This window comes from Stenotrophomonas sp. 2694 (assembly GCF_040548715.1).
Lineage (GTDB): Bacteria > Pseudomonadota > Gammaproteobacteria > Xanthomonadales > Xanthomonadaceae > Stenotrophomonas > Stenotrophomonas indicatrix.
Map to the genome: position 1 here is coordinate 178549 of NZ_JBEPSG010000001.1, position 25303 is coordinate 203851.

The 25303-nt window shown below is 64.7% G+C and carries 26 protein-coding genes and 1 pseudogene; 23 read left to right on the top strand and 4 right to left on the bottom strand.

Annotated elements, in window-relative coordinates; translation table 11 throughout:
* The first annotated feature begins 26 nt into the window (after nt 1-26).
* Entirely contained in the window at nt 27-842 is an 816-nt protein-coding gene (locus tag ABIA73_RS00820) for an AraC family transcriptional regulator (protein ID WP_218787629.1), read from the top strand.
* Nucleotides 843-879: 37 nt separating this feature from the next.
* Here the strand turns inward: ABIA73_RS00820 and ABIA73_RS00825 are convergent, their stop codons facing one another.
* Complete coding sequence (locus ABIA73_RS00825) at nt 880-1410, bottom strand: hypothetical protein (RefSeq protein ID WP_105165013.1); 531 nt, start codon at nt 1408-1410, stop codon at nt 880-882.
* A gap of 38 nt (nt 1411-1448) precedes the next feature.
* On the bottom strand, nt 1449-1817 hold the full coding sequence (locus ABIA73_RS00830; protein WP_354275254.1) for a YbbD-related protein: 369 nt from the start codon (nt 1815-1817) through the stop codon (nt 1449-1451).
* A gap of 940 nt (nt 1818-2757) precedes the next feature.
* Here ABIA73_RS00830 and ABIA73_RS00835 point away from each other — a divergent pair.
* The 4 genes and pseudogenes from ABIA73_RS00835 to ABIA73_RS21500 all read left to right on the top strand — a co-directional run bounded on the left by ABIA73_RS00835 (nt 2758) and on the right by ABIA73_RS21500 (nt 4860).
* On the top strand, nt 2758-3330 hold the full coding sequence (locus ABIA73_RS00835) for a hypothetical protein (protein WP_025874332.1): 573 nt from the start codon (nt 2758-2760) through the stop codon (nt 3328-3330).
* Between the two features lie 14 nt (nt 3331-3344).
* Nucleotides 3345-4370 (top strand): annotated as a pseudogene (locus ABIA73_RS21495) (RHS repeat-associated core domain-containing protein); the annotation flags it as partial.
* A 12-nt stretch (nt 4371-4382) separates the two neighbouring features.
* The gene (locus tag ABIA73_RS00845; RefSeq protein ID WP_025874334.1) at nt 4383-4706 is read left to right on the top strand and encodes a hypothetical protein; all 324 of its coding nucleotides are present in this window, start codon (nt 4383-4385) and stop codon (nt 4704-4706) included.
* Nucleotides 4707-4761: 55 nt separating this feature from the next.
* Complete coding sequence (locus ABIA73_RS21500; RefSeq protein WP_425513044.1) at nt 4762-4860, top strand: hypothetical protein; 99 nt, start codon at nt 4762-4764, stop codon at nt 4858-4860.
* 43 nt (nt 4861-4903) lie between these two features.
* Here the strand turns inward: ABIA73_RS21500 and ABIA73_RS00850 are convergent, their stop codons facing one another.
* Entirely contained in the window at nt 4904-5278 is a 375-nt protein-coding gene (locus tag ABIA73_RS00850) for a hypothetical protein (RefSeq protein WP_263928948.1), read from the bottom strand.
* Between the two features lie 597 nt (nt 5279-5875).
* On the opposite strand from ABIA73_RS00850, the gene ABIA73_RS00855 reads away from it, so the two are divergent.
* Nucleotides 5876-6205 carry a hypothetical protein gene (locus ABIA73_RS00855; protein WP_025874336.1) on the top strand — a complete coding sequence of 110 codons (330 nt, stop codon included), beginning with the start codon at nt 5876-5878 and terminating at the stop codon, nt 6203-6205.
* On the opposite strand, the gene ABIA73_RS00860 is transcribed toward ABIA73_RS00855, so the two are convergent.
* A complete protein-coding gene (locus ABIA73_RS00860) occupies nt 6199-6603 on the bottom strand; it encodes a hypothetical protein (RefSeq protein ID WP_025874337.1) in 405 nt (134 codons plus the stop codon). The two genes, ABIA73_RS00855 and ABIA73_RS00860, sit on opposite strands and share 7 nt — an antisense overlap.
* Nucleotides 6604-6797: 194 nt before the next feature.
* Between ABIA73_RS00860 and moaA the strand changes: the two genes are divergently transcribed.
* The 17 genes from moaA to modA all read left to right on the top strand — a co-directional run bounded on the left by moaA (nt 6798) and on the right by modA (nt 25301).
* Nucleotides 6798-7778, top strand: coding sequence for a GTP 3',8-cyclase MoaA (moaA, locus tag ABIA73_RS00865; protein WP_263928947.1), 981 nt, complete (start codon nt 6798-6800; stop codon nt 7776-7778).
* 8 nt (nt 7779-7786) lie between these two features.
* Entirely contained in the window at nt 7787-8785 is a 999-nt protein-coding gene (gene moaCB, locus ABIA73_RS00870) for a bifunctional molybdenum cofactor biosynthesis protein MoaC/MoaB (RefSeq protein WP_354275255.1), read from the top strand.
* Entirely contained in the window at nt 8782-10035 is a 1254-nt protein-coding gene (locus ABIA73_RS00875) for a molybdopterin molybdotransferase MoeA (RefSeq protein WP_354275256.1), read from the top strand. Before moaCB ends, ABIA73_RS00875 begins: the two co-directional genes overlap by 4 nt.
* On the top strand, nt 10035-10295 hold the full coding sequence (locus ABIA73_RS00880; RefSeq protein ID WP_025874341.1) for a MoaD/ThiS family protein: 261 nt from the start codon (nt 10035-10037) through the stop codon (nt 10293-10295). The genes ABIA73_RS00875 and ABIA73_RS00880 overlap by 1 nt, the downstream gene beginning before the upstream one ends.
* Before the next feature lie 3 nt (nt 10296-10298).
* Complete coding sequence (locus ABIA73_RS00885) at nt 10299-10778, top strand: molybdenum cofactor biosynthesis protein MoaE (RefSeq protein WP_025874342.1); 480 nt, start codon at nt 10299-10301, stop codon at nt 10776-10778.
* 174 nt (nt 10779-10952) lie between these two features.
* Nucleotides 10953-11501, top strand: coding sequence for a molybdenum cofactor guanylyltransferase (gene mobA / locus ABIA73_RS00890; protein ID WP_425505512.1), 549 nt, complete (start codon nt 10953-10955; stop codon nt 11499-11501).
* Nucleotides 11498-11863, top strand: a complete 366-nt coding sequence (locus tag ABIA73_RS00895; RefSeq protein WP_154880612.1) for a hypothetical protein — start codon at nt 11498-11500, stop codon at nt 11861-11863. Before mobA ends, ABIA73_RS00895 begins: the two co-directional genes overlap by 4 nt.
* A 144-nt stretch (nt 11864-12007) precedes the next feature.
* Complete coding sequence (locus ABIA73_RS00900; RefSeq protein WP_033831277.1) at nt 12008-13426, top strand: NarK family nitrate/nitrite MFS transporter; 1419 nt, start codon at nt 12008-12010, stop codon at nt 13424-13426.
* Nucleotides 13427-13495: 69 nt separating this feature from the next.
* Complete coding sequence (locus ABIA73_RS00905) at nt 13496-17251, top strand: nitrate reductase subunit alpha (RefSeq protein WP_354275257.1); 3756 nt, start codon at nt 13496-13498, stop codon at nt 17249-17251.
* Nucleotides 17251-18795 (top strand): nitrate reductase subunit beta, encoded by a 1545-nt coding sequence (gene narH / locus ABIA73_RS00910; RefSeq protein WP_025874347.1) that lies wholly within the window; start codon nt 17251-17253, stop codon nt 18793-18795. The genes ABIA73_RS00905 and narH overlap by 1 nt, the downstream gene beginning before the upstream one ends.
* On the top strand, nt 18795-19475 hold the full coding sequence (gene narJ / locus ABIA73_RS00915) for a nitrate reductase molybdenum cofactor assembly chaperone (protein ID WP_025874348.1): 681 nt from the start codon (nt 18795-18797) through the stop codon (nt 19473-19475). The genes narH and narJ overlap by 1 nt, the downstream gene beginning before the upstream one ends.
* Nucleotides 19472-20179 (top strand): respiratory nitrate reductase subunit gamma, encoded by a 708-nt coding sequence (narI, locus tag ABIA73_RS00920; RefSeq protein ID WP_088100111.1) that lies wholly within the window; start codon nt 19472-19474, stop codon nt 20177-20179. The genes narJ and narI overlap by 4 nt, the downstream gene beginning before the upstream one ends.
* Before the next feature lie 3 nt (nt 20180-20182).
* On the top strand, nt 20183-21082 hold the full coding sequence (locus ABIA73_RS00925) for a peptidylprolyl isomerase (protein ID WP_025874350.1): 900 nt from the start codon (nt 20183-20185) through the stop codon (nt 21080-21082).
* Between the two features lie 24 nt (nt 21083-21106).
* Nucleotides 21107-22438, top strand: a complete 1332-nt coding sequence (locus tag ABIA73_RS00930; RefSeq protein WP_025874351.1) for an MFS transporter — start codon at nt 21107-21109, stop codon at nt 22436-22438.
* A 96-nt stretch (nt 22439-22534) separates the two neighbouring features.
* Nucleotides 22535-23749, top strand: coding sequence for an oxygen-independent coproporphyrinogen III oxidase (locus tag ABIA73_RS00935; RefSeq protein ID WP_354275258.1), 1215 nt, complete (start codon nt 22535-22537; stop codon nt 23747-23749).
* Nucleotides 23750-23760: 11 nt separating this feature from the next.
* Entirely contained in the window at nt 23761-24537 is a 777-nt protein-coding gene (locus tag ABIA73_RS00940) for a helix-turn-helix domain-containing protein (RefSeq protein ID WP_033831271.1), read from the top strand.
* Nucleotides 24538-24557: 20 nt separating this feature from the next.
* Nucleotides 24558-25301: a molybdate ABC transporter substrate-binding protein gene (modA, locus tag ABIA73_RS00945; protein WP_099784375.1), complete on the top strand. Its 744-nt coding sequence runs from the start codon at nt 24558-24560 to the stop codon at nt 25299-25301.
* Nucleotides 25302-25303: the final 2 nt, after the last annotated feature.

Here is a 25303-nt window from a genome sequence, read left to right on the forward strand (position 1 = left end):
TCTATCGCTGAATCCGGTCATCGAGAATGACTCGCATTTCACTGCCTGGCTTTGATCTGGACCCGGACGCGACGGATCGGCCGGCAGTGGCCAGCCGCCTGCAGGTGGCCGACCACGATGCCGAGATTCCAGTGCATGACCACCGCAAGGGACAGCTGATCCTGGCACTTCATGGCGCGGTGACCTGCGAGGTGGCCAATGCGTTGTGGATCGTGCCGCCACAGTGCGGCGTGTGGATTCCGGGCAGCATGCCGCACAGCAACCGGGCCACCGCCAACGCCCGCCTGTGCTATCTGTTCGTCGAGCCGGGCGTTGTCGACCTGCCACTGCACTGCGTGACGCTGTCGATCTCGCCGATGGTGCGCGAGATGATCCTGCACCTGGCCGATGCGCCGCAGGACTACCCGCGCGGCGGGCACACCGATCGCCTGGCGCGAGTGCTGCTGGACGAACTGGTGCAGATGCCGGCCGAGCGGTTGTACCTGCCTGTGAGCGACCACCCCAAGATCCGTGCGCTGGCTGCGGCGCTGTCGGTCAATCCGGCCGACCGCAGCACCATCAGCGAGTGGGCCAAACGCCTGGCGTTGGGTGAGCGCACGTTGACGCGGCTGATTGATCGGGAAACCGGTCTGTCGTTCGGACGCTGGCGGCAGCAGCTGCATCTGCTGGTTGCCATTCGCGAGCTTGCCGGCGGCGCGGCGGTGCAGCGGGTTTCTGAAACCCTGGGCTATGAATCGGTGACGGCGTTCATCACGATGTTCAAGAAAGCGCTGGGGCAATCGCCTACGCGGTATTTTGCGGCGCGGTTGCGGAATCAGGATTCTGCTGCGCGTGGTGGTTGATGGTGACTGGCTGACGTTGATTGGCTGAAAGGAAGTATCAGCTCTCCGCGGAACTGCGTTTGTCACGTATCGAATAGATCACTGAAAAGATCTTCCAGCCCCGCTCGGTGCGGACCAGCTGCCACATTTCCCTGCCCCAGTTTGCCTTCACGCCGTTGGCATGGAAGCTGTAGTCGAACGACACCGATGCCACATCGCCATCTGTATCGATTTTGGCGTTGAAGAACTTCTCCTCCCGTGGCTCTGCCGTGGCCACTGCCTCATCGATGAGCGAGATGAAGTTGTTCGATGGGATCTTTCGCGCCTTGATCGCATCGGGCTTGGCCCTGCGGATGTCCGCCAATCGCCGATCCTCGGACACGAACTGCCAGCCGATGTCGCCCGGTCTATCCGAGAAGAACAAGCTCATGTAGGTCGGTTTGTCCTTGTTGATCAGCGAGGTGCGGAAGGACTCGATCACCTGTTCGATCGCTTCCACATCGGCAGGCGTGTTTTGTTCTGCGCAAGCTGGAAGGCAGGGCAACAGGCAAAGGGCGAGCGAGGTGAGGACCGTTCCTGGAGTGTGCATCTGTAGTGTCGGGTTGAAGGGGAGGGTGGGCATGCGCATCAGCGAGCGTACGTGCGCCAGAAGAGCACGCGATTGCCTGTGCTGCTTGTTGCGACGAAGATCGACTTGCCGAATTCGGGCTCGCAACGAAAGAAGGTATAGGAGCGCTTCAGAGCGGTCTCACTCGGCCACCAGCTTCGATTGAACAGCGCCGGCTGGGTAGCGCTGTGGTTGACGGGCCGGCAACCGGGCGGCAACAACAACTGCTTGCTGCGTGGTTTGCTGAAGGCAAGCGCGCTCACGTTTGAATCGAGGTCGTGCACCTCGCGCAGGTCGGTCGCCTCCTCGGGCACCCACGCAGGAATCCAGCCCTTGGCAATCATCTCGACGTCGACGGCTTCCTGCTTCGTGGCGTAGGAGCTGTCCATCACCAGATCGCAGGAGGTGAGTATTAAGCAGAGTGCGAAGAGGAGGAGCAGCCTCATGCGGTCTGGAAATGGAGGTAATGTCGGGGTCATAGACGATCCTGCAGCGCATCCTTGCATCACTGGCTTGACGGTGCACGCTAGCACTAATGAAGACTGGAAGCAGTTTGGGGGAGTACCCTGATCACCAGGGCAGGGGCGTTGCCGATATCGATAATCGTGACCGACATCCCACGGCTTGAATTGATTATGTAATGGGCTTGCGCGATAACTGCCCCGTGCGGCATTGCCGCATTCCGGAACAGGGGCGATCCGAAGCAGGGCGCGACAGGGCGGTGAACCGCCTGTGCGCCTTCGTCCCTCCCGGCGCGGTATTCGCCCAGGAAGGAGAACACGGATGTTCGGACGGAAAATGAAGCTGGCGTGTGTGGCGCTGACGATGGCCGCGCTTGGCTGCGCAGCCCCCCTTGCCGCGCAGGCGCAGGAGAGCAAGACAACCTGGCGCATCTCCCGAGGAGGGAGAAGATTGTGAGGCCCTGCTACGGACTGACACGGATACCTGCAATGGAATCACCGGGGGGCGTGGCGCAAGAGCTGGTGCGGTCTGTCATGCGTCGGCGACGCAGAGATATGCTGCGTGTCTTAGCGGAAGCCCTATTCCGCCATTGAATACATGGAACAATTGACAATGAATACGTATGACCATCTCGTCTGTGTCGATGAAGATGCACAGGAATTGGTTGTTTTTCGGGTGGGGCAGATGGGAAGAGGACCTTGTTCACCAGGGTGGCGCTTCCGCAGGTTGAGGGATGGTCTGCCGAGTTGCAGGATCTTGCGAAAGCGCTCGGCGAGAACCTGCTGATCGACTCTCCGGTGATCCGGCGGATTCTTAATGTGCGAGACATGAAACAGGGAGCTCCTCAGCCCTCCAGGAAGGCATAGCATGAGAGCGTTTGACCTGCGGAGATTGAAAAAGGACGCGAAGAAAAGCGGCATGCGGGTCGTTGGAAATTTCTTGATTGCCTCGTATACGCGAGATGTGATCTCTGGGTTTGCGATAGACCCTGCACCGTCTGCTATCTACTTATGGACCTTCGTACTTCCGACCTATGATGATTTGCCGTTCCTGCACATGTCTCTAGGCCAGAGGGTTGCAGTTGCGAAAGGAGATGAACGTTTCTTCTGTGGCATGCATACTGAGTACGTCGAAAATCTTGAGAGGGTGAGAACGGCGGCAGACCTTTTGATCTATGTTGACGGCCTTGACTTCAGGAACGACTACTCCGAATGGATAAAGTACATATCCGCCATTCGGCTTGGCGATTTCTTGGCGGCGGATGCCACGCTGAAGAATCTCCTGGCTTTGCCAATGTCCAGTGCGGTCCAACGTAGATTGGATGCGATTATCTCCGTCCTGAAGAATGGTGGTGAATCGGGCGCGCAGCATCTTCTGGAGACGTGGTCTGTTCAGATGGCTCGATTGGTCGGCGGCAGCTCCTGGGGCAGCGGACGGTAGCGAATCGCCTCGCTGCGCGCAGCCCTAAGGCAGCAGGGAATGCCACGCTCTGGCAGCAGATCGTTTACCTGCAGCGATACCAACCGCATGAACGCGGTGAAGCAGGGTAATGCCGTGCAGGAAAGCTACGCCTACAACCACCGCGGTGAGCGAGTGCTGCGCACGCCGGACGGTGGCGCAGCGCAGATCGCGCTGTATGACGAGGCAGGGCAGTGGCTGGGCAACTATTCGGCCACGGGGCAGGTGCAGCAGCAGGCGATCTGGCTGGACAACTATCCGGTGGCGTTGATCAATCTGCCGAGCAGCGGCGTGCCGGAGCTGGCCTACGTCCAGCCGGATCATCTGGGTACGCCACGTGTTGTGATCGACCCGGTGCGCGATGTCGCGATCTGGGAGTGGAGCAACAAGAGCGAGGTGTTTGGTGATCAAGCACCGATCAATGACGTCGATAGCGATGGAGTGACGTTCAGGCTGGCGCTACGCTTCCCGGGCCAGCAGGCCACGGATGCCAGCGGCTTGTTCTACAACTACCAGCGCGAGTATGACCCGGCGGTTGGTCGGTACTCGCAGAGTGACCCGATTGGCTTGAACGGGGGGCAAACACCTTTGCTTATGTTCAGTCCACGCCACTTTCCTTGGTCGATCCGCATGGGCTTCAGGCGACCTTCGCCGATTGCGTTTCGGAGAGGCGATGGGACTGGGGCAAGCTTGGCGCCAGCGGTCCGGAAGGTACGTCGACAACAGGTGATGTCACATCCAGGGCACAGGTAGCAAACGCCGCTGCCAACACTGCAGTTGGAAGTACAGGTTCGGGAATCAGCGCGGCACCCCACGCAACAACGTGGCAGCATGCAGCGGGTTCCCAAGCGGGGCAGACGATGCAGCGGGCGGCCAACGGGCGTCGATTCGGCCCTGTTCAAGCATCTTGGAGTTCGGCAGGAAGACTCTTGGGTCGCGTGGCTGTGGTGACGACTGTGTGGGAGGGATTCTGGAACATCGGCTCCGTGGTTTATTGTGGCTGTAGCGCAGGCGGTGAATAGAGGTCAATAGAAATGATGGATATTCTGAGAGAGCGAGAGGAGCTATCTCCTCCTGGCTTCTATGACCAGTACTATGCGGAAAGTGGCTTGGATCAGGAAACCGTAGTCGAGCTACTTAAGCACGTTGCAGATGAGCTTCGACTTCCACCAGGGAAGCTCCGGCCCGGAGATCGCTTTTCGAAGGAGCTGTCGCCTGACGACGCACATGGTTGGGACTCGGGATATGGGGTTTTGATATTCGAGCTTCAATCGCTGGCGAGAAAGCGGGGTGTTGCAATCAATCAGAAGGTAGATTCGCTCGACGATTACATTCGTATCATGGCTGGCATCTATTGATGGGAATGGATGAGTGCTGAACTGTTGTCAACGCGAAAGCAGGTCGTATCTGTGCGTGGACGATCAGGATCAGCTGTTCGAGCTTGAATTCTGGACGGTAGACTCCTCGCCGATCATCTACCTCGATCCGAGGAGCGCTTTCAGCGGGCACTGACGCCTGCTGAAAGCGCTCTTCGCTGAAGCGTTGCGCGTGGCATTCACCCCTCGGGCTGCAATCGCCCCACAGCCTGCGCACTCAACGCCAGGCACGCCAGCATCAGCCCTTCCATCACCCGGTCCCCCACATAATCCTCGAGCTCGCCGTTCTGCCGGGTGCGCTCCGCCGCCAGCAGTACCTCCTGCACCACCCGCAAGCCGGCCAACGCGCAATCCGAATCGGCCAGCGCCATGCAGCGCCCGGGCAACTGGTGTCGCTCTGGCCAGGGCTGCCCGTCGGCGGCGGCGCCTTTGCCGATGCGCTTCAGGTTGGCAATCAGGGTATGCGCATCCGCGCAGGGCACAGCCTCTGCCAGGTCATCGGCATTGGCCGGGTCACGGTAGGCGTGCAGGTGGGGAAGATCAGATCCGTTCATGGCGAGGCTCCGTGCAAGGCAATCGGTAGCCGCCACACAGAGGTGGCGGGCGGTACGTGGTTCGAATCCGGGTTGACGTCAAGCCGGTGGGCGCGAACGCCCCCACGCACCGCCCGCCATAGCCGGCAGACGGATTGCCAGCCGGCGCCACGGAATGTGGACGCCGGCTGGCAAGCGCAATCACTCAACGCCAACACGGGATTCGAAACCCGGCCACCCGTTTTCGGTGGCACGCCATCTGAGCCCGCGTCGCTGTGCAATGCCAATCAGAGAAGTTGCAAATAACTCACGATTGGAGACGCTTTCGGCATTGAACCACGCTGTTAAGTACTGGCAGCGCTGGCTGCCGCGATGATCCACCGCGACCAGGCAATCTGCGACAGGGGTCGTGGTTATAGGGGATGCGCGGGATGTGTGAGCGGGTTGATGGCGACAAGCCATGGGTAGCGCTGGACCATGCCCGGCGAGCAACGTGGTGTGGTGCTCTGATGCACTCCTCCGGGCATGGCCCGGCGCTACCGTTTCCGTCGCGCCTTGACGTTCCCCGCCACCAAGCGCAGGCTTGCCCAGCACGTTTCCTAAACACAAAGGAGACTTATGACAGCTACCGCGTCTCTGCATCCCACGCCCGACACCCAAGGCCGTTCACGCCTCTGGAACGTCTTCTGGCTGCAAGGGGTCATCCCCAGCAACATGCTCTGGGCCGTTGCCCTCTGGGCCCTCGCCAACCAGCGCACCACACTGGTGCTGGCGATGTTCGCCGTGCTGCTGCTCTATACCGGTTGGATCATCCCCGCAGTCTGGCGCGCGGCGCCCACCGCGCGGACCCCGAACCTGGGTGTTGCCGCGCGCGGGCTGACCGTAGCCTGGGGCCTGAATACGGTGCTGGTGATCTTCTTCCTGACCCTGCAGCTGGTGACTCAATAGAACTGGATCGGCTCACCGCTGCGGTCGAAGGCGGCGAAGCGGCCGATCTGGCCGTCGTTGATGGCGTTGACCATCAGCCGCAGCGGGCGGGTGGCCTCGTCGGTGCTGGGGGCGAAGCCTGCACGCCCATCCATTGCCGCCACGAACACCATGTCCCACTCCACGCCGGTGGTGGTGGACTCGCTGGCCAGTGCCTGGAAGCTCGGCACCTCGGCCGGCAGCTTGTCCACGCACAGCACAGGCGACAGGGTGCCGCCCTCACGCCGGTCATGCCGGTCGCGCTGGTCGTCGGTGGGCGATTCGGGCAGGTCGGCGCGGGCGAATACGAACAGCAGGCGTTGCGGTTCGGCCTGTTCGCTGGCGGCCTGCAGCAATTGCTGGAAATCATTCATCATCATGATGGCTGTCACACGCACGCTGCACGGAAAGCCGCATGCTGCCATAACGTCCGGGCGGCGTGGCCGGCGGCGATTGATTTAAGTCATCCCGCTGCCAATGCCTGCCGCGTAGGCTGGCGTCAGTCTCAGCAGGCGAGGGTATCCGGGCCGTTCCGGGCACAGGCAAGACGGTGGAACAACAAGGTGGACCAGCCATGAGCCAACTCACCGACGGATTCGGGCGCAGCTTTCCTTACCTGCGCCTGTCGTTGACCGAGGCCTGCAACTTCCGTTGCAGCTACTGCCTGCCCGATGGCTACCAGGCCGACGGCCGCCCGCGCTTCCTGGCGGTGGACGAGATCGCGCGCCTGGTGCGCGCCTTTGCCATGCTGGGGATGACCAAGATCCGCCTGACCGGTGGCGAGCCCAGCCTGCGCAAGGACCTGGACGAGATCATCGCCACGGTGGCGGCCGTGCCGGGCATCCGCAAGGTGGCCATCACTACCAACGGCACGCTGCTGCCGCGTCGCCTGCCGGGCTGGCACCGCGCCGGCCTGACCGCGCTGAACGTAAGCATGGACAGCCTGCAGCGCGAGCGCTTCAGCACCATCACCGGCCATGACCGCCTGCCGGAAATCCAGCAGGGGCTGGAGATGGCACAGGCATTGGGTCTGCCAGCCATCAAGCTCAATGCAGTGCTGCTGCGCGGCCTGAACGACGACGAGCTGCCGCAGTGGATGGACTTCCTGCGCGACCGTCCTTTCAGCGTGCGCTTCATCGAACTGATGCGTACCGGCGACAACGAAGCTTATTTCCAGCGCCACCATCTGCGCGCCGACGTGGTGATCGAGCAGCTGCTGGCCGCTGGCTGGCACGAGCGCCCGCGCGCGGCCGATGCCGGCCCGGCACGCGAGTTCAGCCACCCGCAGCATCGCGGCACGGTGGGCATCATCGCCCCGTACTCGCGTGACTTCTGCAAGGGATGCAACCGCCTGCGGGTGACCGCCAAGGGTGACCTGCGGCTGTGCCTGTTCGGCGAATTCGGCGTGCCGCTGCGCCCGCTGTTGCAGAGCGACGACGACCAGGACGCGCTGCTGGCACGCATCACCACACAGCTTGGCCTGAAAGCGGCCGGGCACGGATTGCACCAGGGCCAGACCGGGTTGACCCCGCATCTGGCTTCGATTGGAGGATGAGGAACACGATGAGTGGTGAATTGACTGCGGCCTTCCACATGGCCGATGTGCGTGACAAGCGCGTTACCCGCCGCCGCGCGGTAGCGGTGGGCGAGCTGCATGCCGGGCCAGTGGCCTACCCGCTGATTGTCGAGCGCCGGTTGCCCAAGGGCGATGCGCTGGTGATGGCCGAGATCGCCGGGCTGCAGGGCGCCAAGATGGCCTCGATGCTGATGCCGCTGTGCCACCCGTTGCCGCTGGAACTGGTGCAGGTGTACTGCGCGCCGGTGCCGGAGCGGCAGGCGATACGCGTGTGGTGCGAGTGCGCCAGCGAGGCCCGCACCGGTGTGGAGATGGAGGCGCTTGCCGGCGTCAACGCGGCACTGCTGACCCTGTACGACCTGAGCAAGCCGGTGGAGCCGGCACTGCGCATCGAGGGCATCCGCCTGCTGTTCAAGGAAGGCGGCAAGCGCGGCCTGTGGCTGCACCCTGAAGGCATGGACGAGAGTGAGCGCGAGCGCTTCCGGCCACGCCCGCCCAAGGGCCTGAACGGTGCGGCCTGCGCGGTGATCACCCTGAGCGATCGCGCCAGCGAGGGTAGCTATGCCGATGAGTCCGGCCCGAAGCTGGTGAACGGGCTGCAGACGCTCGGTGGCGAGGTGGTGGCTGCCGAGGTATTGCCCGACGGCATCGAGCCGCTGGCGGGCCGGCTGCGTGCGCTGGCGGGCGAGGGCGTACGCCTGTGCCTGTGTACCGGCGGCACCGGGCTTGGCCCGCGCGACTTGACCCCGGAGGCGCTGCGTTCGTTGAATGCGCGACCGGTGCACGGCTTGGCGCAGATGGTGCGCGCGTTGAGTGCGCAGCACACGCCGATGGCCTGGCTGAGCCGGGCCGAGGTGGTGCAGCTGGATGACATGCTGGTGTTTGCGCTGCCGGGCAGCCCGCGTGCGGCCGCGCAGTGCCTGGACATCCTGGCGCCGGTGCTGGGCCACGCATTGGCGATGGTCGATGGCGGTGGCCACGCATGATTGCCTACAGCGAAGCGCTGCAGCACCTGATGGAAGCGGCTGCACCGCTGCCGGCCGAGCGGCTGGCATTGCATGAGGCTGCGGGTCGCATCCTGGCCACGGACATCATCAGCGGGCAGTCGTTGCCGCCGTTCGACAACTCGGCGATGGACGGCTTCGCGTTGCGCGCCAATGGCACGCCGTTCGAAAGCGATACCGAATTTGTGGTGCAGGGCTGGCAGGCGGCGGGCGACGCCGGTGCCGAGGGCGGCGACGGCGCCTGGGAAATCATGACTGGCGCGCGCATGCCGTTTGGGCTGGATACGGTGGTGCCGATCGAGAACGTGGAGATCCTTGCCAGCGAGCAGGGTCGCCCGACCCGCATTGCGTTGAAGAGCGGGGTGAAACCTGGCCAGAACGTGCGCCTGCGCGGACAGGACGTGGAAGAAGGCGAGCGCGTGCTGCAGGCCGGGCAGGCCTTGGACATCAATGCACGCACTCTGCTGCACGCCATCGGCGTGGCCGAGGTGGCGGTGGTGGCACGGCCGAAGGTCGCGGTCATTGCCACTGGCAAGGAGCTGGTGACCGAAGCGGCGCAGGCGCTGGACTCCGGACAGATCCGTGACAGCAACCGGCCCTACCTGATCGGCCGCCTGCAGGCCGCCGGTGCCGAGGTGGTGTGGCAGGGCACGGTAGGCGATGACGTGGCTGCCTTCGATGCGGTGCTGGACGACGCGCTGGCTGCGGGTGCGAAGGTGCTGATCAGCACCGGCGCGGTGTCGGCCGGCCGCTACGACTTCATTCCCGATGCGCTGCGCGCCCGCGGCGCCCGCATCGTGTTCCACAAGGTGGCGATCCGCCCGGGCAAGCCGCTGCTGTTTGCAGTGCTGCCCGATGGCGAGTTGTATTTCGGCCTGCCGGGCAACCCGGTGTCGGCGGCGGTGGGGCAGCGTTTCTTCGTTGAACCGGTGCTGCGTCGCCTGCTGGGCCTGGCCGCAGAGCCGCTGCTGCAGCTGCCGTTGCAGGCCGATGTGCGCAAGCCGCCGGGCCTGCGCTTCCACGCGCGTGCGCGGGTGGACGTGGACGCGCAGGGGCGCTTGAGCGCGCGCGTGCTGTCCGGGCAGGAATCGTTCCGTTTGAAATCCATGCTGCAGGCCAACGCCTGGGTGGTGCTGGAGGGTGAGGGTGACCTCGTCGCGGCCGGCACACCGGTGCGCGTGCAGGGCTGGGGCCATCAGGACCCGCTGCAGCTGGCAACCCAGGAGTCATGATGAAACAGGTGAATCTGCAGTTGTTCGGTGCGTTTTCCGATCTGGATGACAGCCGCGAGATTGCGCTGGAGGTGGCCGGTGGCACCGTGGCCGACCTGCGCCAGGCGCTACGAGAGCTGTTGCCGGTGCGCTTTCCCGGTTTCCGCGCCGGGTTGCTGGACTATTCGGCCTTTGCCGACCAGCAGCGCGTGCTGCGTGACCACGAGGCGCTGCCTGCCGATGGCAAGGTGGCGATCCTGCCGCCGGTGAGCGGGGGCTGAGCCATGAGCAGCAACGTGACGGCAAAGGTGGTGGACCGTGCGCAGCGCGCCATCGACCCGGTCGAAGGCATCGCGGCAGTGTCCGACCCGGCATTCGGCGGCATCGATGTGTTCATCGGCAAGGTGCGCGACTTCAATGTGGGGCGGCCGGTGACCGGCATCACCTATGACCTGTTCGAACCGCTGGTGCTGAACGAGATCCAGCGCTTGGCGGCGGAGATCGAGGCGACGTTCGGGCCGAAGCTGAAGCTGTATGTGGCGCATGCCAAGGGCCGCTTGGGCATTGGCGATGTGGCGGTGGTGGTGGCTGCGGGCAGCCCGCACCGCGATGAAGCGTTCCGCGCGTGCCGGCAGTTGATCGAGGCGGTGAAACACCAGTGCCCGATCTGGAAGCAGGAACATTACGAGGACGGCGACAGCGAGTGGAGCGAAGGCTGCACGCTGTGCCACGCCGACGGTGAACCGGCGCATGATCACCACTGACGGCAGTAGATCCACGCCATGCGTGGATGGCGCCTTCCCCTCGCGCTTGGCAGAAGCAGCCACGCATGGCGTGGCTCTACTGAGGCGTACCTGCACGGTTGCTCCATGCGTGGATGGCGCCTTCCCCTCGCGCCCGACAGGAGCGGCCACGTATGGCGTGGTCGGGTTTCCCGCGTGACAACGCCCATTGCCGGCATCCTTCTGGCCGGCGGCCTGTCCAGCCGGATGGGCCGCGACAAGGCATTGCTGCCCTGGCAGGGGCGCACCCTGCTGGAGCACATGCGCGGCACCTTGCGGCTGGCCGGGGCAGACCGGGTCTGGGTGAGCGGGCGCTACCCTGCCTTCGGCGGCATACCCGACCAGATCACGCGTTGCGGGCCGCTCGGAGGCCTGTTCAGCGTGGCGATGCAGATGACCGATGGCCCGGCTTGGGTAGTACCGGTGGATACGCCCCGCTTGACCCCGGATCTGCTGCAGCAATTGCGTGACGGGCATCGCAGCGCTTGCACGATCTTTGACGGGCATCCGCTTCCGATGCTGTTTAATGTGGACAATGAAAGTCGCACGATCCTCGAAAACATGATCCACGATCCCCTCGGCCCGCGTTCCCTGCAGGCCTTGCAACACCGGCTGGACGCGCAGACGCTGCGCCTGGCCCACGCTGATGAAAGCGCCCTGATCAACTGCAATACCCCCACCCAATGGGAGGACGTTGCCTCATGAAGGTGCAGTTGCAAGAACAGACAATGCGCTTGCGCCTGGACGAGGCCGAGCTGGCCACGCTGCTGGCCGGTGAAACGGTGGAGAACCTGACCCGGTTCGGTGGCAGCGGCGGTTGGGGCACGGCCGTTTCGCTGCATGGTGGCGAATCGGCCGTGCTGCTCGACAGCGGCACCGATTGCCGCCTGGTATTGCCCCGGTCTTCCGTGGAGGACCTGGCCGGGCGCCTGCCATGCCGCGATGGCCTGGCCTTTGCGCTGTATCTGGACGACGGCACCACGCTGCAACTGCAGTTCGATGTGGATGTGCGCGACAGCGTGCGCCAGCGTGGCGTGACCCGCCGCGGTTCCGCGTCACCGGTTTGACATTTGTCAGGGGCAGGCTGAAAACCCGCCCCTGATTGATCCAGATCAACCCCGTCGTTGCTGCTGCACGGCCTAATGGCTGCATGACGACGGGTTACAACTTGAAAGCAGTACCCACGTCATTCCACAGCCTTGGAGCCATGTATGACCGTCGGTAGCGATCCTGTTGTCCGCAGCACTGCCAGTCCCGGTCGCGTCATCAGCGACTGGACGCCGGAAGATCCCGGCTATTGGGAGCGCACCGGCAAGCGGGTCGCCACCCGCAACCTGGTCATCTCCATTCCCTCGCTGCTGCTGGCGTTCTCGGTCTGGGTACTGTTCTCGGCGGTGACCATCAGCCTGCCGAAGATCGGCTTCGGCTTCAGCACCGATCAGTTGTTCTGGCTGGTGGCACTGCCCAGCCTGTCCGGCGCGACGCTGCGCATCTTCTATTCGTTCGTGATTCCGATCTTTGGCGGACGCCGCTGGACGGCGCTGTCCACTGCGTCGCTGCTGGCACCGACGATCTGGCTGGGCTTTGCGGTGCAGAACCCGGCCACGCCGTACTGGGTGTTCGTGGTGATCGCGATCCTGTGCGGCTTTGGCGGGGCGAACTTCTCCTCGTCGATGTCCAACATCTCCTTCTTCTATCCCAAGCAGAAGCAGGGCCTGGCGCTGGGCCTGAATGCCGGCCTGGGCAATGTCGGGGTGTCCGTGGCCCAGGCGGTGATTCCGCTGGTGATCACGGTGGGCGTATTCGGTGCCCTCGGTGGTGCGCCGCAGCCGGTGGTGGAGGGCGGTGCACCGCTGTACCTGCAGAATGCCGGCTTCATCTGGGTGCCGGCCATTGCGATCTGCGCCGTGGCGGCCTGGTTCGGCATGAATGACCTGACCAGCGCGCGTTCCTCGTTCGCCGAGCAGGCGGTGATCTTCCGCCGCAAGCACAACTGGCTGATGTGCTGGTTGTACATCGGCACCTTCGGTTCCTACATCGGCTTCTCTGCTGGCTTCCCGATGCTGGTGAAGAGCCAGTTCCCCGCCGTGAACCCCCTGGCCTACGCCTTCATCGGCCCGTTGCTGGGTGCGCTGATGCGCTCGGTGGGCGGCAGCATGGCCGACCGCTGGGGTGGTGCGCGGCTGACGTTCTGGGTGTTCGCGCTGATGATCGCAGCGGTATTCGGCGTGCTGCATTTCCTTCCCAGCGATGGCCAGGGCGGCAACTTCTACGGCTTCCTCTTCAGCTTCATGGCGCTGTTCGTGCTCAGTGGCATCGGCAACGGCACCACCTTCCGCATGATCCCGGTCATCTTCCGCACGCTGCATGAGCGCCTGTCGGCAGGGGCCAACGCTGAAGGCAAGGCCGCGTCGGCGCACCAGGCCAGCATCGAGTCGGCTGCGGTGGTGGGCTTCTCTGGTGCGATCGGTGCCTACGGCGGCTTCTTCATTCCCAAGAGCTATGGCTCTTCGATCACGTTGACCGGCAGCCCCGATATGGCGCTGTACGGGTTCGTCGTTTTCTATGTCACCTGCCTGGCCGTGACCTGGTGGTGGTACTACCGGCGCGGCGCTGAGACGCCCTGCTGACATGAAAACGCACCGCAGCCAGATGACACACACAGCCACGATGCAGATGTCCGCAAAGGGAGACCCCCGATGAGTTATTTTCTTGATCGCTTGCAGTTCTTCAAGCGTGACCCCCAGCCCTTTGCCGATGGCCATGGGTTTGCCAAGAGCGAAGGCCGTGACTGGGAGAACAGCTACCGGCAGCGCTGGCAGTACGACAAGATCGTGCGCTCCACCCACGGGGTGAACTGCACCGGTTCGTGCAGCTGGAAGATCTACGTCAAGAACGGACTGGTCACCTGGGAAACCCAGCAGACCGACTACCCGCGCACGCGCCCGGACCTGCCCAACCACGAGCCGCGTGGCTGCCCGCGTGGCGCCAGCTATTCCTGGTACCTGTACAGCGCCAACCGCCTGAAGTATCCGCTGATCCGCGGCACGCTGCTGCGCCTGTGGCGCGAAGCACGCAGGACCCAGGGGCCGGTGGATGCCTGGGCCAGCATCGTGGAGGACAAGGAAAAGGCGCGCTCGTACAAGACCCGGCGCGGCATGGGCGGTTTCGTGCGGCTGAACTGGGAAGAAGCCAACGAGATCATCGCGGCTTCCAATCTGTACACCGTGAAGCAGTATGGGCCGGACCGCGTGGTCGGTTTCTCGCCGATTCCGGCGATGTCGATGGTGTCCTACGCCGCCGGCGCGCGTTATCTGTCGCTGCTGGGCGGCGCCTGCCTGTCCTTCTACGACTGGTACTGCGATCTGCCGCCGGCCTCGCCGCAGATCTGGGGCGAGCAGACCGACGTTCCCGAATCGGCCGACTGGTACAACAGCCGCTACATCATCGCCTGGGGCTCGAACGTACCGCAGACGCGCACGCCGGATGCGCACTTCTTCACCGAGGCCCGCTACAACGGCACCAAGACGGTTTCGATCTGCCCGGACTATTCCGAGCTGGCCAAGCTAACCGATCATTGGCTGCACCCCAAGCAGGGCACCGACGCCGCGTTGGCGTTCGCCTTCGGCCACGTGATCCTGCGCGAGTTCCATGTGGATTCGCCGTCGCAGTACTTCCAGGACTACTGCCGCCAGTACTCGGACATGCCGATGCTGGTGCGCCTGGAGCGCCGCGCCGATGGCCGCCTGGTGGCCGGCCGTTTCCTGCGTGCCAGTGAGCTGGGAGGGTTGGGCGAAGCCAACAACCCGGACTGGAAGACCCTCGCTTACGACGAGACCAGTGGCCAGATCGTGGTGCCGAACGGTTCGATCGGTTTCCGCTGGGGCGAGAAGGGGCGCTGGAACATCGAGGAGAAGGCCAGCAACGGTGCGGAGACGCGCCTGCGCCTGAGCCTGTCCGAGGCCAACGATGGCATCGAGGCGGTCAGCTTCCCGTATTTCGGTGGCATCGAGAGTGACGGCTGGACCGCCGCTCCGGCCGAGGAAGTACTGGATCGCAACATTCCGGTACGTCGCCTGGCGCTGGATGATGGTAGCCAGACGCTGGTGGCGACGGTGTATGACCTGCTGCTTGCGCAGTACGGCGTGGACCGCGGTTTCGGCGGCGCCAATGTCGCCAGGAGCTTCGATGAGAACGTGCCGGGCACGCCCGCCTGGCAGGAACGCATCACCGGCGTGTCGAGCGGGGAAGTGATCGAGATCGCCCGCGAGTTCGCGCGTACCGCCGACAAGACCCATGGCCGCTCGATGATCATCGTCGGTGCCGGCATGAACCACTGGTTCCACAACGACATGAACTACCGCGGCCTGATCAACATGCTGATCATGTGCGGTTGCGTGGGCCAGACCGGCGGCGGCTGGGCGCACTACGTGGGCCAGGAAAAGCTGCGCCCGCAGACCGGCTGGCAGCCGCTGGCGTTCGGCCTGGACTGGAGCAAGCCGCCACGCCATATGAACGGTACGTCGTTCTTCTACTTCAACACCGGGCAGTGGCGTTACGAGAAGCTGCAGGTGGACGAACTGCTGTCACCGCTGGCCGACGCCAGCAAGTACAGCGGCAGCCTGGCCGACCTGAACCTGCGCGCGGTGCGCATGGGCTGGCTGCCAAGTGCGCCGCAGCTGGACCGCAACCCACTGCAGCTGGTGCGCGAAGCCGAAGCGGCTGGCGTGGCACCTGCCGACTACGCACTGGGCAAGTTCAAGGACGGTTCGCTGGACTTCGCCTTCGCCGACCCGGATGCCAGCCAGAACCACCCGCGGATGATGTTCATCTGGCGCTCGAACCTGCTGGGCTCTTCGGGCAAGGGCCATGAGTACATGCTGCGGCACCTGCTGGGCACCCGCCACGGCCTGCAGGGCAAGGACCTGGGCGAGATGGGCGCAGTGAAGCCGGAGGAGGTGAGGTGGCGCGACGAGGCGCCGGAAGGCAAGCTGGATCTGCTGGTGACGCTGGACTTCCGCATGTGCACCACCGCACTGTACTCGGACATCGTGCTGCCCACCGCCACCTGGTACGAGAAGGACGATCTCAATACCTCGGACATGCACCCGTTCATCCACCCGCTGTCGAAGGCGGTGGACCCGGCGTGGGAATCGCGCAGTGACTGGGACATCTTCAAGGAGGTGGCGCGCACCGTGAGCGAGATGGCGCCCGGCGTGCTGGGCGTGGAGAAGGACCTGGTGCTGGTGCCGACCCTGCACGACACCCCCAACGAGCTGGGCATGCCGTTCGGCGTGGCCGACTGGAAGAAGGGCGAGTGCGAGGCCATCCCCGGCCAGACCATGCCGTCGATGACGGTGGTGGAGCGCGATTACCCGAACCTGTATCGCAAGTTCACCTCGCTGGGCCCGTTGCTGGACAAGCACGGCAATGGCGGCAAGGGCATGAACTGGGATACGAAGCATGAGGTGGAATTCCTCGGCAAGTTGAACCATACCGTGCGCGAGGAGGGGGTCAGCCAGGGCCGGCCGGCCATCTCGACGGCGATCGACGCGGCCGAAGTGATCCTGCACCTGGCCCCGGAAACCAACGGCCATGTGGCAGTGAAGGCGTGGGAGTCGCTGGGCGGCTTCACCGGCCGCGAGCACACCCATCTGGCGGAGGGCAAGGAGCACGAGGCGATCCGCTTCCGTGACATCCAGGCGCAGCCGCGCAAGATCATCTCTTCGCCGATCTGGTCCGGGCTGGAAGACGACAACGTCAGCTACAACGCGGGCTACACCAATGTGCACGAGTTGATTCCGTGGCGCACAGTGACCGGCCGCCAGCAGTTCTACCAGGACCACGAGTGGATGATCGACTTCGGCGAGGCCTTCATGAGCTACCGGCCACCGGTCAATACCCGCACCATCGAGCCGCTGCTCAACCAGCGTTCGAACGGCAACAAGGAGATCGTGCTGAACTGGATCACCCCGCACCAGAAGTGGGGCATTCACAGCACCTACAGCGACAACCTGATCATGCAGACACTGTCGCGCGGTGGCCCGATCGTGTGGCTCAGCGAGGACGACGCGCGCAGTGCCGGCATCGTCGACAACGACTGGATCGAGCTGTTCAACGTCAACGGTGCGATCGCCGCGCGAGCGGTGGTCAGCCAGCGGGTGATGCCGGGCATGGCAATGATGTACCACGCCCAGGAACGCATCATCAACGTGCCGGGTTCGGAGATCTCCGGCACCCGCGGCGGCATCCACAACTCGGTGACCCGCATCGTGCTCAAGCCGACCCACATGATCGGTGGCTACGCGCAGCTTGCCTACGGTTTCAACTACTACGGCACCTGCGGCACCAATCGCGACGAGTTCGTGATCGTGCGCAAGATGGACAAGGTGGATTGGCTGGACGATGAACAGCCCGCTGGTGCCTCGGCATCGGCCAGCAAGGAGGTGGTGTGATGAAGGTCCGTGCACAGATCGCGATGGTATTGAACCTGGACAAGTGCATCGGCTGCCACACCTGCTCGATCACCTGCAAGAACGTGTGGACCTCGCGCGAGGGCGTCGAGTACGCCTGGTTCAACAACGTGGAAACCAAGCCGGGCATCGGCTACCCGAAGGAATGGGAAAACCAGGAGAAGTGGAATGGTGGCTGGGTGCGCACCGGCAGCGGCAAGCTGGTGCCGCGCGCCGGTGGTCGCTGGCGGATGCTGGCCAAGATCTTCGCCAACCCGGACCTGCCGCAGATCGACGACTACTACGAGCCGTTCGATTTCGACTACCAGAACCTGCACACCGCCAAGGACAGCCAGCACCAGCCGACCGCAAGGCCGCGCTCGCTGATCAGTGGCGAGCGCATGCAGAAGATCGAATGGGGCCCGAACTGGGAGGAGATCCTGGGCTCGGAATTCAGCAAGCGCTCGCGCGACTACAACTTCAATGAAGTGCAGAAGGAGATCTACGGCGCCTTCGAGAAGACCTTCATGATGTACCTGCCGCGCCTGTGCGAGCACTGCCTGAACCCGGCGTGCGTGTCGGCGTGCCCGTCGGGCGCGATCTACAAGCGCGAGGAAGATGGCATCGTGCTGATCGACCAGGACAAGTGCCGCGGCTGGCGCATGTGCGTGTCGGCGTGCCCATACAAGAAGATCTATTACAACTGGAAGAGCGGCAAGTCGGAGAAGTGCATCTTCTGCTACCCGCGCATCGAGATGGGCGAGCCGACAGTATGTTCGGAAACCTGTGTCGGCCGCATCCGCTACCTGGGCGTGATGCTGTACGACGCCGACCGCATTGCCGAGGCCGCGTCGGTAGCTGCCGAAAAGGATCTGTACCAGGCCCACCTGGATATTTTCCTGGATCCGCATGATCCGGCGGTGATTGCTGCTGCGCGCGCCGAAGGCATTCCGGACAGCTGGCTGGAATCGGCCAAGCAGTCGCCGGTGTACAAGCTGGCGATCGACTGGAAGCTGGCGCTGCCGCTGCACCCGGAGTACCGCACGCTGCCGATGGTCTGGTACGTACCGCCGCTGTCACCGATCCAGTCGGCGGCCGAGCGGGGCCGCATCGGCATGAGTGGCGAGCTGCCGGACGTGGCCTCGCTGCGCATTCCGGTGCGCTACCTGGCCAACATGCTGACTGCCGGTGACGAGGCGCCGGTGGTGCGTGCGCTGGAACGCCTGATGGCGATGCGCGCCTGGCGCCGGGCCAAGAACGTGGACGGCGTGGAAGACACGGCGGTGCTGGACCAGACCGGGCTGACCGTGGCACAGGTTGAAGAGATGTACCGCTACCTGGCCATTGCCAACTACGAGGACCGTTTCGTGATTCCGACCGCACACCGCGAGTACGCCAACGATGCCTTCGGCGAGCGCGGCGGCTGCGGTTTCACATTCGGCAACGGCTGCAACGGCGACAGCCCGGCCGACCTGTTCGGGCAGCGCAAGAGCACCAGCTTCGTGGTGAACAACGGCCCGAACCACCGCCGCAAGGAGGTGGTGTGATGAGCGTACTGAAGCTGGTGGGGGTGCTGCTGGACTACCCCCGCGACGAACTGTGGCAGCACGGCGAGGAACTGCTGGCGGCGTGCGATGAGGCGGCACTGACACCGGCGCGGCGCAGGCAGTTGCGTGGTTTCGTACAGCAGTTGCTGGACAGCGATCCGTTGGATGCGCAGGCCGCCTGGCTGGCGACCTTCGACCGCGGCCGCTCGATGAGCCTGCTGCTGTTTGAACACATCCACGGCGAATCGCGTGACCGTGGCCAGGCCATGGTGGACCTGGTGGAGACCTACCGCCGCAACGGCTTCGAACTGGATGCCCGTGAGCTGCCGGACTACCTGCCGCTGCTGCTGGAGTTCCTGGCCCACCAGCCGGAGACCGAAGCGCGCGAGTGGCTGCACCATATCGGCCACATCGCCGGGATGCTGGCCGCGCGCGCCACCGAGCGTGAGCTGCCGCACGTGCCGCTGCTGGAGATCCTGGTGGAAGCTGGTGACGGCAAGGTCAACCTGGAGGCGCTGCGGCAACGCGCCAGTGAGGAACCCCGCGACGATACGGCCGAGGCGATGGACCGGTTGTGGGAAGAGGAAGCGGTGCGTTTCGGTGCCGAAGCGCCCGCTGAAGACTGCAAGCCACCGACGCGCTCGCCGGCCCGTCCTGTGCATCGTGAGGTCCAGCCATGAACTACTACCTGCATCAATTCGCCTTCCAGTACTACCCGTACATTGCCGTGGCGGTGCTGCTGATCGGCAGCTGGGCGCGCTATGACAAGGCCATGTACACCTGGCGCACCGGTTCCAGCCAGATGCTGTCGGACAAGGGCATGCGGATCGGCAGCAACTGCTTCCACATCGGTATCCTCGCCATCCTTGGCGGCCATCTGGTCGGCCTGCTGACCCCGCACGCGGTGTATGAGCACTTCATCACCTCCTCGCAGAAGCAGATGCTGGCGATGGTGGTGGGCGGCGTGTTCGGTGCGCTGTGCTTCATCGGCATCAGCATCCTGCTGGTGCGTCGCCTGACCAATGCCCGCGTGCGCGCCACCGGCAGCTTCGGTGACACCCTGGTGCTGGTGCTGCTGTTCGCCCAGCTCTGTCTTGGCCTGTACAGCATCCGCGTATCGTCCGGGCATCTGGACGGTGGGGTGATGGTGCAGCTGGCCGAATGGGCGCAGCACATCGTGACCTTCCGTGCCGGTGCTGCTGACTACATCGAGGGCGTCAGCTGGGTCTACAAGATGCATATCTTCCTGGGCCTGACCCTGTTCCTGATCGCGCCCTTCACGCGGCTGGTGCATGTGTGGAGCATTCCGGTCAGCTATCTGTGGCGGCCGTACCAGGTGGTGCGCCGTCGCCAGGCGGCGCTGCGCTACGGGCCGCGGGAGTAAGCCATGGGCAACCTGCCGAAGTTCCTGCCGATCACCGTGATCGATTCCGCCCAGGCGGTTCCGGCCGAGGCCCACCAGCACCAGCATGACGGGGCAGGGGAGGGGCCGCGCTCGCTCGGGCAACCGGCACCGTGCCGGTTGTTCGTGGAGGACACGGCGATAAGCGAGGCCGACATCGCCCGCGAGATGCAGCACCATCGGGCACTGCGCCCGGAACAGTCGCGTGCCGAGGCGGCGCGCGCACTGGTGGTGCGTGAACTGCTGCGGTTGGAAGCGCAGCGCCTGGGCCTGCTGGCGCCGGCAGGCGGCCGGGTCAGCGATGAGGAAGTGCTGATCCAGCAACTGCTGGAAGACGCGATCGAAGACCGCGTGCCGACCGACGAGGACTGCCAACGCTACTTCGAGCAGAACCCGGAGCGATTCCGCTCACCGGATCGGGTACGGCTGCGCCATATCCTGCTGGCCGCGCCGGCCGATGATGTGGCCGGGCGGCTGGCCGCACGCACCGAGGGCGAGCGTCTGGCCAATGAACTGAAAGCAGCGCCGCACCTGTTCGCCGACTTCGCCCTGCGCCATTCGCGCTGCCCGTCCAGCAGCGACGGCGGTGACCTGGGCTGGCTGCAGCGTGGGCAGACCACGCCGGAGTTCGATCGCCAGGTGTTCCGCCTGCGCGAGGGCCTGGCTGGCTTCCCGGTGGAATCACGCTGGGGCTACCACGTGGTCAGCATCGATGGGCGCGAGGAGGGGCAGCCGCTGCCGTTCGACGCAGTGCTGCCACAGATCCGGGACTACCTGGAGCTGCAGGTGCGCCAACGCGAGGTGCAGGCGTACCTGCTGCAGCTGCAGGAGCGCTACCCGGTGCGCGGACTGGACGAGATCGAAGCCGAAGCCGAGGTCGGCTGACCCACTCTTGAGGAAGGAGATTGCATGAACCAGGCCCTTGCCCCCGCCAGTGCCGGGCAGCAGCAGCGTGCGCTGTGGCTGAGCACATTCGCCTTCACCGTGTGCTTTGCGGTGTGGATGATCTTTTCCATCATCGGTATACAGATCAGCGAGCAGCTGGGATTGACCGACACCCAGTTCGGCCTGCTGATCGCCACCCCGGTGCTGACCGGCTCGGTCAGCCGCGTGTTCCTCGGCATATGGTCCGACCAGTTCGGCGGCCGCAAGGTGATGGTGCTGGTGATGCTGTGCGGCGCAGTGGCTACCTGGATGCTGACCTATGCCCACACCTACCCCCAGTTCCTGTTCGCCGCGCTGTGCGTGGGTATTGCCGGTGGCAACTTTTCGGTGGGCGTGGCCTATGTGTCCAGGTTCTTCCCGGCCAGCAGGCAGGGCACCGCCCTGGGCATCTTCGGCGCCGGCAACATCGGCTCGGCGGTGACCAAGCTGCTGGCGCCTTTGGTGATGGTGGCCGCGGGCTGGACCATGGTGGCCAAGGTGTGGGCGGTCGCGCTGGCGGTCACCGCCGTGCTGTTCTTCCTGTTCAGCAAGGAAGACCCGTCGCTGGAACAGCGCCGCCGTGACGGGGTGAAGCCGGTGCCGTTCTCCGAGCAGATGGCTCCGCTGAGGAACCTGCAGGTGTGGCGGTTCTCGTTGTACTACTTCTTCGTGTTTGGTGGTTTTGTGGCACTGGCGTTGTGGCTGCCGCATTACCTGGTGGGGGCGTACGGCATGGACGTCGGCACCGCCGGCATGCTGGCAGCCTGCTATTCGATTCCGGCCAGCCTGTTCCGCGTGGTGGGCGGTTGGATGTCCGACAGGATGGGGGCGCGCCGGGTGATGTACTGGACATTCAGTGTGTCGGCCATCTGCACCTTCCTGCTGGCCTACCCCGATACCGAGTACGTGGTGAAGGGCATCCATGGCCCGATCCACTTCCACCTGGCCATCGGCGTGGTGATGTTCACCGTGCTGGTGTTCGTACTGGGCTTCTTCATGTCGCTGGGCAAGGCTGCGGTCTACAAGCACATCCCGGTGTATTACCCCAGGCACGTGGGTGCGGTGGGCGGTGTGGTGGGCATGATTGGCGGCCTGGGTGGCTTCATCCTGCCGATCGTGTTCGGTGCGCTGAACGATGTCCTGGGCATCTGGAGCAGCTGCTTCATGTTGCTGTTCGTGGTGGTGTCCGCTGCCCTGGCGTGGATGCACTTCGCGATCCGCCGGATGGAGCGTCGACACTTCCCGCAGATCGATCGGGAGACCGATCTGCCGGAGGCCATCGATGCGGCTGCCGCGGAACGGGCGCGCGGCACGTGAATGGCAGTGCCGGCCGCTGGCCGGCACCTCAGCGCAATACGTCACGCTTGATTTCAATCAGGGCTACGCGAAGAGGATCGCGCGAGGATGACAGCCATGAGCTTCCACGTTGATGCGAGCGAGGACACAGCGCTGCAGGCCGCATTGCTGCGGCAGCCGCGCCATGTGCTGTTTCCACCGGCCGGCCATTTCAGTGCCGGCTTCGGTGAAAGCGGCTGGCGTACTGCCGTGCAGGCCAGCAACGAGCACCTGATTCCACGTGGCCTGACGCTGGGCTTCCAGACCGGGCGCATGGGGACCGATGTGCCGGCCGAACGCTATCTCGACACATTGCTGGCCGCGTTGCGCCTGCAGGCAGATGCCTTGGCCGAAGACCGCGAGGTAGTGGCGATGGTGCTGCAGCTGGGCCTGGCCGAGGCACTGCCGCCGGTTCTGCTGGGGCAGCTGCTGGATGCGGTGCCGCAGTACCTGCGCACCGTGGCCCGGCCGCAGGTGGAGGCACGGCTGGATGCCGGCAGCGGCTTGTCGCCTGCACAACTACGTGCAGTGGGTTGCACGCGACTGAACGTGATCGACCGCGCCGATGCGCCTGGCCCGGCAGTGCTGGCGCAGGCGCGCGACGCCGGCTTCACTGCCCGCTACTACCAGCTGCGTGTGCCCGCTGTGGAGGATGCCGGATTCATCGGGCGCCTGCAGACCGTGCTGGCAGATGCGCCCGAACGCGTGCTGTTGCCGGCGCCGTGTGCGCTGCCAGAGCATCCCTCATCGGAACGCTGGCTGCAGGCATGGCGATTGCTGCGCGAGGCAGGCTATGTGGGTATCGGCGGCGACCATTACCAACGCGGGGACCTGCCGGACCCGAACGGCCCGGGTGACGGCCAGCGTCATTGCGATCTGGCAGGCGTGCCCCGCCGCGATCGCAGCGATTTCATCGGCATCGGCCTGGCGGCGTGCAGCCAGATTGGCGAGGTGTTCTGCCGGACGGAGGATGACCTGGAGCGCTGGCAGGCACGCCTGCGGGCAGGGCATGTGGGCGTGGCCGCTGGCCTGATCCTGTCGGAGGAGGAGCGGCTGGCTGCGGAGGTCGCGCAGAGCATCGCCTGCGATCATGCGCTGGATGCTGCTGCCTTCGAATGGCGCAATGATGTTCCGTTCGATGAATGCTTTGCCGAGACCCTGCCTGCACTCGCACCGCTGCTCGCGCGGGGCTGGGCGCGCTGGGACGGCCGCGTGCTTCGCCTGGCCGAGGAAGGGCGGTTGCTGTGGCGTATGATGGCCGCATGTTTCCGGCCGGCGGCCGCCATCGCTTGAGTGCTGTCCCGATGTCTTCAACTCCGCCCTCACAGGCCCGGCCCGGCCGGACCACGCCGAATCCTGCCGCCGCCGATGATGGCGACGCGCTGCATTTCTGCAGCACCTGTGCCTTCTCCGATGCATGCATGTCGCAGGGCTATGACAAGACGGCGCTGGGCGAACTACATGTCCTGGTCGACCACGTGGGGCCGTTCCATGCGGGTGATTACATCTTCCGTGCGGGTGAGGCCTTCGATTCCATCGCCGCTGTGCGCGCAGGCATGGTCAAGACCTTCGTCGACGACAGCCAGGGCAACGAGCAGGTGCTGGGCTTTGCTTTGCCGGGCGAGGTGATCGGGCTCAATGCGATTCACGGTTCGCGCTTCCCCTGCAATGCGGTGGCACTGGATACGGTGCACCTGTGCCGCATTTCGTTCCCCAAGCTGAGCCTGCTGGCCACCCGCATGCCAGGGCTGCAGGCCAAGCTGTTCAGCCTGCTCAGCGCGGAGATCGGCAAGGTCGCCACGCTGGCGGCCAACCACCGCACCGAGGAGCGGATGGCAGCGTTCCTGCTGGATATGTCGGCGCGTTACGCGCGGCGTGGTTTTTCCGCGACCCGCTTCAACCTGACCATGGCCCGCACCGAGATCGCCAATTATCTGCGGATGGCGCCGGAGACGGCCAGTCGCGTGCTGCGGCGGTTGAGCGATGATGGTGTGATTGCGGTGAAGCAGCGCGAAATCCTGCTGCTGCAACCCGACCGGCTGGCGGCACTGGCTGTGGCCGATGAAAACGAACCCGATTGAACCTGGCCAGGGAGCCGACGATGAAGCGATGGGCAATGGTGTTTCTGGGTCTGCTGGCCACGCTGCCTGCGTGGGCTGGCAACCTCACCGTGTCGGCGGCATCCAGCCTTACCGAAAGCTTCCGCGAGTTGGGCGCAGCCTATGAGAAGGCGAACCCGGGCAGCAGGGTCGATTTCAACTTTGCCGCTTCCGGAGTACTGCTGCAGCAGATCGCGCGCGGCGCGCCGGTGGATGTGTTCGCTTCGGCCGATGAAGCAACGATGGACCAGGCTGCGCAGCAGAAGCTGCTGGCGGCCGGTACGCGCGAGGTCTTCGCGGTGAACGCGTTGTGGGTGGTCGTGCCACCGCAGGCGAAGGCGCCGCCGCGCGCACTGGCCGATCTGGCGGGTGCCGGCGTGCAGCGCATCGCAGTGGGCAACCCGGACAGCGTGCCGGTGGGCCGCTACGCGCAGGGCGCGCTGCGCGCCGCCAAGCTGTGGCCGGCCGTCCAGGGCAAGGTGATCAGTACGCAGAACGTGCGGCAGTCGCTGGATTACGTTGCGCGGGGCGAGGTGGATGCGGGCTTTGTCTACGCCACCGACGCGCAGGCAATGCCTGATCGCGTGCGGCGCGCGTTCGAGGTTCCGGTTGCCGGACGCATCGCCTATCCGCTGGCGGTGGTGCAGGCCAGCACGCAGCCGGTGGAAGCCAGGCGCTTCGCGGCGTTCGTGCGCTCGGCGCAGGGCCAGGCGATCCTGCACAAGCACGGGTTCGGCAAGCCCTGACG